General features: G+C 62.2%; 5 protein-coding genes. 4 read left to right on the top strand and 1 reads right to left on the bottom strand.

The window, feature by feature from the left end:
* Positions 1-109: 109 nt before the first annotated feature.
* Positions 110-397: a hypothetical protein gene (locus D580_RS0114860; RefSeq protein ID WP_018955148.1), complete on the bottom strand. Its 288-nt coding sequence runs from the start codon at positions 395-397 to the stop codon at positions 110-112.
* A 92-nt stretch (positions 398-489) separates the two neighbouring features.
* Between D580_RS0114860 and D580_RS0114855 the strand changes: the two genes are divergently transcribed.
* The 4 genes from D580_RS0114855 (at position 490) to D580_RS0114840 (ending at position 3,561) form a co-directional block, all read left to right on the top strand.
* The gene (locus D580_RS0114855) at positions 490-1,080 is read left to right on the top strand and encodes an NUDIX domain-containing protein (RefSeq protein WP_018955147.1); all 591 of its coding nucleotides are present in this window, start codon (positions 490-492) and stop codon (positions 1,078-1,080) included.
* Between the two features lie 36 nt (positions 1,081-1,116).
* Positions 1,117-1,344: a hypothetical protein gene (locus tag D580_RS0114850; RefSeq protein WP_018955146.1), complete on the top strand. Its 228-nt coding sequence runs from the start codon at positions 1,117-1,119 to the stop codon at positions 1,342-1,344.
* Between the two features lie 226 nt (positions 1,345-1,570).
* Complete coding sequence (locus D580_RS0114845) at positions 1,571-2,563, top strand: response regulator (protein WP_018955145.1); 993 nt, start codon at positions 1,571-1,573, stop codon at positions 2,561-2,563.
* Complete coding sequence (locus D580_RS0114840; RefSeq protein WP_018955144.1) at positions 2,563-3,561, top strand: GGDEF domain-containing protein; 999 nt, start codon at positions 2,563-2,565, stop codon at positions 3,559-3,561. Before D580_RS0114845 ends, D580_RS0114840 begins: the two co-directional genes overlap by 1 nt.
* The last annotated feature ends 164 nt before the right edge of the window (positions 3,562-3,725 follow it).

Below are 3,725 nucleotides of genomic sequence, written 5' to 3'. Positions count from 1 at the left end.
TGGGCACGGCCTCGATGGCCGCAAGACACCGGGATTATGCGGGTCCGGGGCACTTTATGCCCATCAAACCACCCACACGATTCCGCGATGACCCATGATTGTTTAATCATCATGCCTGCAAAAGGCGCCGCAATTGCTCTGCGAGTTCTGCACCCGCAAGCGTACGCACAACCGGATGAAGATCGTCGTGGACAGCGCTTCTGAGGGGCAGGGTATGGGTGCGGGGCACCCGGCGCTGGGGATCGCCGAACTGGTTGGACTGTATGTGCGAGCCCACCGTTTCGCAGACCACCACCCGGGGACCCGATTCCAGGATCTCGATCACCTGGCAATGGACGCCGTCCACCACCGCCTCCCGGCCGATCAGCTCCCTCAGAACCAGCATCAGTTCACTCATGATGCCTCAGTATAGAGGTGCCCCGTTCGGGCTGTATACGGCTCTGCCCCGGACTTGTATCTTGTCTCTGTCAACTCGTCTCTGGTGCCCTTATGAAATGGGAAATCATCGATGACCGTCTCGCCTATGAAGGCTTTTTCCGCATCCGCAGCCTGCGGCTGAGCCACAGCCGCTTCCAGGGGGGAGATCCCCTGGTCGTGAAGCGGGAATTGCTGGAACGGGGGCATGCGGCGGCCGTACTGCCCTACGACGCCGGGCGCGATCGCATCGTGCTGATCGAACAGTTCCGCGTCGGGGCCCTGGAAGCCGAGCGGGGCCCCTGGTTGATGGAGACGATCGCAGGCATGATCGAGCCCGGAGAGCGCGCCGAGGACGTGGTGCGGCGCGAGGCCCTGGAGGAGGCCGGCTGCCAGTTGGGCGAACTGGTGAGACTCTACGAATATCATTCCACGCCCGGTGGTGCATCGGAGCGCGTCAGCCTGTTCGTGGGGCAGGCGGACAGCGAGGGGGTCGGCGGCATCCATGGCCTGGCACACGAGGGGGAGGAAATCCGCGTGCACGTGCTGGACACCGAGGAGGCCTTCGCGCGCATGGACAGCGGGCTGGTGGACAACGCCATGACCCTGATCGCCCTGTTGTGGTTGCGGCTCAATCGGGAGATGCTTCGGGAACGCTGGGCCTGAACCGCCGAGTGGCGTCTGTATGGGGGAGGAGGATCCATGACCGGTGAAGAACTGAAACAGGTATTCCGGGACTGGGGGCTCAACGCAGCCCAGGGGGCGAAGGTGCTGTGCCTGCACAGCAACAAGCTCAGCGAATACCTTGAAGACGTCAGCCGCATTCCGTGCGCGGTGGCCTTCCATGTGGAGGCCCTGAATCTGCTGCCGGAGGTCGTACGCCAGCGACTTCTGGCGCAGCGCGTTCAGCGTCGAACCCATGAGCACTAGGAGTGGTCAACGACCGGCCTGAGATACGAGCCGGGGGGGATCCCGGGCAGAGGTGTCTATACTGGGTTGAGCAACAGGGTTGCAGGGGGGGGCTGCAGGGCCCAATCGCGGTGACCGGAACTGCGGGCAGCCATCAAGATTTGCGCCGTTCGACCGCTAACGTGTCTTAGGCCCGGGGCATCAGATCCCCGGTTTCAGAAACCGTCCGAAGCCTCCGGAGAGTGGCATGCAGGTATTGATCTGTGACGATTCCAGCTTCGCCCAGAAGCAGATCGCCCGCGCGTTGCCGCCGGACTGGCGGGTGAACTTGAGTTTCGCCCGCAACGGCCACGAGGCCCTGGCCGCCGTCCGGCAGGGCAAGGGCCGGGTCCTGTTCCTGGACCTCAACATGCCGGACATGGACGGTTACCAGGTGCTGGAGACCATTCGCCGTGAGCGGATGGACAGTGCCGTGATCGTCGTCTCCGGGGATGTGCAGCCCGAGGCCCAGCGCCGGGTGGAGCAGCTCGGTGCCCTGGGCTTCGTCAAAAAGCCGGCCGACCCCGAAGTGGTCGCTTCCTTGCTGGACCGGCTGGGCATCCTGGACGGCAGCCGCTTCGCCGGCCGGGGTGATTCGGCACACAGCGCCCTCTGGGATGGCTACCGGGAGATCGCCAACGTGGCCCTGGGCCGCGCAGTCAGCCTGATCGCGCAGCTGCTGGACGTCTTCGTGCTCATGCCCATTCCCAACGTGAACATGCTGGAGAAGAGCGAGCTGCAGATGGCCCTGTCCTCGGTGCGCGACAGCGAGGAAGAGGATGTCAGCGCGGTGTGCCAGGGGTTCGCGGGTGCCGGCATCACCGGCGAAGCCCTGCTGATCTTTAACGATTCCAGTTTCAGGGACATCGCGGAGCTGATGCGTTTCGAGGGGGTTGTCGACTCCAATGCCCAGGTCGAGCTGCTCATGGACATGGCCAGCATTCTCATCGGTGCCTGTCTCAAGGGTATCGAAGAGCAGCTGGACGTGAAGTTCAGCCAGGCCCATCCCGTGGTCCTGGGGCGGCACGTGGCGGTGAGCGATCTCATCGAGCGCAACATGGCGCACGGCAAACCCACCCTCACCATCGAGATGGCCCTGCAGTTCGAGGGCCGCAAGGTCAGCTGTGACCTGCTGTTGCTGCTCACGGAGGAATCCATGCCCCGACTCAATGATATCGTCAGCTACCTGATGGCGCCGTGATGAACCGTAACGAGGACATCCGCGAGCTGCACCTGCTTCTGGGCATGCTGGAGTCCCTGGACGTGGGACTGACCGTGCTGGACCGGGAATTCAACATCACCCTCTGGAACGGTTTCATGGCCAATCACAGCGGCATCCCGGCGGAAAAGGCCATCGGCAGCAACCTCTTCAATCTGTTCAGCGATGTCCCGGAGGCCTGGCTCAGGCGCAAGGCGCGCGCGGTGTTCCTGCTCAAGAGCCGTATCTTCAGCACCTGGGAGCAGCGTCCCTATCTGCTGCGCTTCAGGAACTACCGCCCCATCACAGGCGTTGCTGAGTACATGTACCAGAACATCACCTTCCTGCCCCTGAGCTCACCGGACGGTGCCGTGGATCACATCGGCGTGATTGTCTATGACGTCACCGACATCGCGACCAACAAGTTGTCCCTGGAAAAGGCCAATGAGGAACTGGCGTGCCTGAGCCGGACCGACAGGCTGACGCAGCTCAACAACCGGGGTTTCTGGGAGGAGTGCCTGGGTGGGGAATTTGCCCGATGCAAACGTTACGGCACCGTATCCAGCCTGATCATGTTCGATATCGATCATTTCAAGAAGGTCAATGACACCTACGGCCACCAGGCCGGTGACGAGGTGATCCGTACCGTATCCCAGTTGCTGACAAAGACCCTGCGCGATACCGACATCGCCGGGCGTTATGGCGGCGAGGAGTTCGGCGTCATCCTCACCGATACCAGCGCGGAGAAGGCACGCGTGTTCGCCGATCGCCTGCGGCGGCTCAACGAGGCCGTGACTGTACGCCATGAAGCGCTTGCCATCCGTTTCACCATCAGTCTCGGGATTGCCCAGTTCGCTCCGTCCATGGAGCGGCATTCACAGTGGATCGAGGCGGCGGACAAGGCCCTGTATCTGTCGAAGCAAGGGGGGCGGAATCGGGTGACGGTGGTGGGGGAGGGTTTGGATTTGCGGGTGGAGGAGGGTGGGGGGATTCAGCTTTAGTGGAGGAGCCTTTGTGTCTCGTATGGCCTTTCGGTCCGAAGAGCTGGGGTTGTTGAGTTTTTAATGAAGCTAAACCCGACAGTTGCATAAATCCGGCACGGTTTTACAAGAAAACGGCTTATATACGGTACGACCTGCCTGTTGCACGGCTGTTGCTGGACCTC

Source organism: Thioalkalivibrio sulfidiphilus (assembly GCF_000377945.1).
GTDB lineage: Bacteria > Pseudomonadota > Gammaproteobacteria > Ectothiorhodospirales > Ectothiorhodospiraceae > Thioalkalivibrio_A > Thioalkalivibrio_A sulfidiphilus_A.
The sequence above is the reverse complement of the archived record's forward strand: the minus strand, read 5'-3'. Positions and strand labels throughout refer to the sequence as shown.